At 67.7% G+C, this 3,744-nt stretch carries 3 protein-coding genes; 1 reads left to right on the plus strand and 2 read right to left on the minus strand.

Annotation, left to right across the window (positions count from 1 at the left end):
* The first annotated feature begins 321 nt into the window (after positions 1–321).
* Positions 322–1,854: a sugar transferase gene (locus AC08OJ_RS19160; RefSeq protein WP_476596461.1), complete on the plus strand. Its 1,533-nt coding sequence runs from the start codon at positions 322–324 to the stop codon at positions 1,852–1,854.
* Here the strand turns inward: AC08OJ_RS19160 and AC08OJ_RS19165 are convergent.
* Positions 1,851–2,792 (minus strand): glycosyltransferase family 2 protein, encoded by a 942-nt coding sequence (locus tag AC08OJ_RS19165; protein ID WP_476594671.1) that lies wholly within the window; start codon positions 2,790–2,792, stop codon positions 1,851–1,853. The two genes, AC08OJ_RS19160 and AC08OJ_RS19165, sit on opposite strands and share 4 nt — an antisense overlap.
* 264 nt (positions 2,793–3,056) lie before the next feature.
* Positions 3,057–3,680 carry a YdcF family protein gene (locus AC08OJ_RS19170; RefSeq protein WP_476596462.1) on the minus strand — a complete coding sequence of 208 codons (624 nt, stop codon included), beginning with the start codon at positions 3,678–3,680 and terminating at the stop codon, positions 3,057–3,059.
* Between the last annotated feature and the right edge of the window lie 64 nt (positions 3,681–3,744).

Here is a 3,744-nt window from a genome sequence, read left to right on the forward strand (position 1 = left end):
CGGGGTCGCCCCGACGTGATCCGAACAAGAGATCAAGCAGCTGGCTCATCGCACGCACGTGCGGAAGACAAGCCTAGACGAGGACGCGGCGGCGATACGCGTCCAGACGGGGTTCTGGACGCGCGACCACTGAGGTGCGTACGTTCGCCACGACCGGCGGGTCGCTGGGGCTGCTCACCGACTGGCTCACCTTCGCCGGCTACGGGAGCGGATCGTTCCAGGTCCAACCCAGCAGCAACTATGAACACCCACTGCCATCCGATGGAGCGGAGAACAACCGATATGGCCAAGGCCGGGGAAACCGCACGACGAAGGCCCGAGGTGCCTGACTCAACCGGAGGGCGGGACGAGGACCCCGCGATGCTCTCGTCGGTGGCGGCCACGCCCCGGGACACAACCATCCCGGCTATTCCGCAACAACGGCAACCAGAGCCGCCGGCAGCCGGGCCGCCGGAGTGGAAGGTCCGGCTGACCGCCAGAATCTTCATCATCGATGCCACGGCAATCACGGTCGCGCTTACCTGTTCCTATGTCCTCCGGTTCGGCATGAATTCGAACCCAACCGTCCACGGGGCGTCATATCTCTCCGTCGCGATAGGTATCGGACTGGGCTGGCTCGCCATGCTCGGCGCCGCCGATACCTATCAGACGAAATATCTGGGCATCGGAACCGAGGAATACCGGCGGATCAGCGTCGCGACGTTCCGACTGTGGGGCACGACGGCGATCCTCTCCTACGTCCTGCGCGCAGAAGTCGCTCGCGGGTTCTGTCTGGTGGTCCTGCCGCTGGGGCTGCTGCTGCTGATTACCGGTCGGATGCTCGCCCGCCGGCGGCTGGTGGCGGCTCGGCGGGCCGGCCGTGCCCGCCACCGGGTTGTCGTCGTCGGTGACCGTAGCACGGTGGCCGAACTCGTCAGCGAGTTCCGATATGAACCCGCGGCCGGATTCGAGATCGTCGGCGCATGCCTACCCCGGCAGGACGACTACTCGGCCGATTATTTTCCCTTTCCCGTCCTCGGTGCCCTGCCGGCGCTGCGGTCCGCCGTCGCCCGCGCCATAGCCGACACGGTGGTGGTCGCCTCATCCGCGGCGGTCAACATCGAAGCCGCCAAGCGGATCGCCTGGGACCTCGAGGGGACCGGTGTCGATCTCGTCATCGCGTCGAGTATGGCCGGAATCGCCGGACCGCGGGTGTCCCTGCGGCCGATCGCAGGTCTCCCCCTGCTACACGTGGAAAGCCCGGTCTATACCGGTTGGCGAAAGGTCGCCAAAGACATCTTCGACCGAATCCTTGCCGCCATGGCCCTCGTTACCCTGTCTCCGCTGCTGCTTCTCGTCGCGTTGACCATCCGGGTCGACAGCACCGGACCGGCGTGGTTTCGCCAGACCCGGGTGGGTAAGGACGGCCGCGAGTTCCAGATCCTCAAGTTCCGGACGATGTACGTGGACGCCGAACGGCGCCGGGCAGCCCTGGAGGAGCGCAACGAGGCTGACGGGCCACTTTTCAAGATTCGCGACGACCCCCGCGTCACTCGGGTCGGACGGACGCTACGGCACCTGTCGATCGACGAGCTGCCGCAACTCGTCAACGTCCTCCGCGGCGAGATGTCGCTGGTGGGGCCGCGGCCGCCGCTGCCGGCAGAGGTCGCTCAATATCACGACTCCGTCCACCGTCGATTCAAGGTCAAGCCCGGCCTGACCGGACTGTGGCAGGTAAATGGGCGTTCAGAACTGCCCTGGCGGGACGGGGTGCGGCTCGACCTCTACTATGTCGAGAACTGGTCGATCATGCTCGACCTCGCCATCATCGCCCGGACTGTTCGCGCCGTTCTGCGGCGGTCCGGCGCATTCTAGGCTGGCGGAAGGGGCGGATAGCCGGCCCGCCAGTCGGCCCGCCGAGTCCAGACGACGCGCCAGCCGCCGCTCCCGGCGCCGGCCGGCCGGCCGGTTACCGTGGCGAGGGCCGCCCGCAGCGCCACCCCGAGGAGCAGCATCGCCAGACACACCGTCCGGCGCCACCCGGTCCAATGGGTCCGCGCCAGTGTCACCTTGCCCGTCATCACCAGCACGTGCTTGTCCGCCCATCCGGCGGAGGACGCACCGCCATGGTGAACCACGACCGCGCCGGGTGTGATCACTGGATCCAGGCCGGCTCGGCGGGCCCGGATCGACAGGTCGACGTCCTCGCCGTACATGAAGAAACGGGGGTCGAAGCCACCGAGCTGCTCGAACAGCGCGCGTGGGATGAGCAACAGGCAGCCCGTCACCACCCCCACGGCCCGAACCGTGTCGCGAGGCCACGGTCCCATTGATTCGGGATCGAACAGGGCCGAACGCCGGAAGGCGGTGGACAGTCCGAGGCCGAAGCACACATGGCTCCAGACGGTCGGGACAGCCCAGCACGACCTGGGGTCGATGGTCCGGTCCGGACCGAGGGTGCGACCGCCGTAGATGCCGTGCCTCGGGTTGGCCCGCGCGAAGTCCAGCAGGTTCGCGACCGCGCCGGGGAGCACCACCGTGTCGGGGTTGAGGAGGAGCAGGTACTCCCCCTTCGCGTGGGAGGCCGCGAGGTTGACCGCCCGGCCGAAGCCGAGGTTCGTCCTCTGCTCGATCAGGTTCACCGCGGGAAACCGACCACGGATGATCGAGACAGAGTCGTCCGTGGAGGCGTTGTCCAGGACGATCATCTCGGTCGCTAGACCGTCGGACGCGGCTACACAGGACTCCAGGCATGCCGCCGTCATGGCGCCGGTGTTGTAGGAGACGATCAGGATCGAGACGTCGACGCCCATTTCCTTCTCCAGACCCAGGTAATCTGTGACCCAGGTAATCTGTGTCGGCAGTGGTGGTCCGGCCGTCGGCCGTAACGCTGATCGTGCCAACTGGCCCCGGCCGCCAGTTCCTGTGGCCCCGGCCGCCAGTTCCTGCCTCACCCTAGACGACGGGTTGTCGTTCGGTTGGTTATCCGACCGCGGGCCGGTGGCGTTTCTGGCGCATTCCGGGTCCTCGCAACGCGGGCCAGCATTCCCACCCGGTCCCCGGTCGGCTCCTCGGGGTCAGCAGCTCCGCTGCCAGATCAGTGCCTTTGCGAGGGCGCCCCATTCGTAGGCGATCGCATAAGGCCATTCCCGGAGGCGACGCGGGCCGACCACAGTGACCCGCAGATCACCGTGGAAGCAGCGGCTGATGCGGACACGGGCGCGGGTGTCCTGCGCGCGGCCGGTGACGAAGAGGATCCTGGTCCAGCCATGTCGGGCGGCGAGCTCAGCGGTTGCCCGCGCCTCGCCCCGAGTGGTCACCGGGTGCGGAGAAAAGCAGATCACCTTCACCTTCGGTGCCTCGTGGGCGGAGCACCACCGCATCCCGGGGGTAGACATCACGAGGACGGGAGCGTAACCGGTACGGGCCAGTTCGATCGCCTTGCCGGTTCTGTCCCCCGGACCCGCCAACATGACGATGGCGTCCGCCTGAACGGGCACGTCGGCGGCCGGGAATACGAACAACCGAAGGGTAAGCGCGGTGAAACCTGCCAGGACCACCGCGAACAGCATCACGATGAGCCGGCGTCGCCCCGCTCGTCCCCACCGGTGGCGCGCAGCCCGGCCCGCCTCCGGCGGGGGGGCCGGATGACCGCCGCTCACCGGCCGGCGGTGACGACGCAGCGGAAACCACACCGTCATTCAAACATGCCGGTACCTGACCACGACCGAGGAAATCGTCGGTGCCTGAGGACCCCGGCCAGCC

It is taken from the genome of Frankia sp. CgKIO3, from assembly GCF_977946435.1.

What these genes read in the sequence shown, in the direction of transcription:
- AC08OJ_RS19170 (WP_476596462.1), bottom strand. Translation starts at nt 3,680, where the DNA reads ATGACGGTGTGGTTTCCGCTGCGTCGTCACCGCCGGCCGGTGAGCGGC.
- AC08OJ_RS19165 (WP_476594671.1), bottom strand. Translation starts at nt 2,792, where the DNA reads ATGGGCGTCGACGTCTCGATCCTGATCGTCTCCTACAACACCGGCGCC.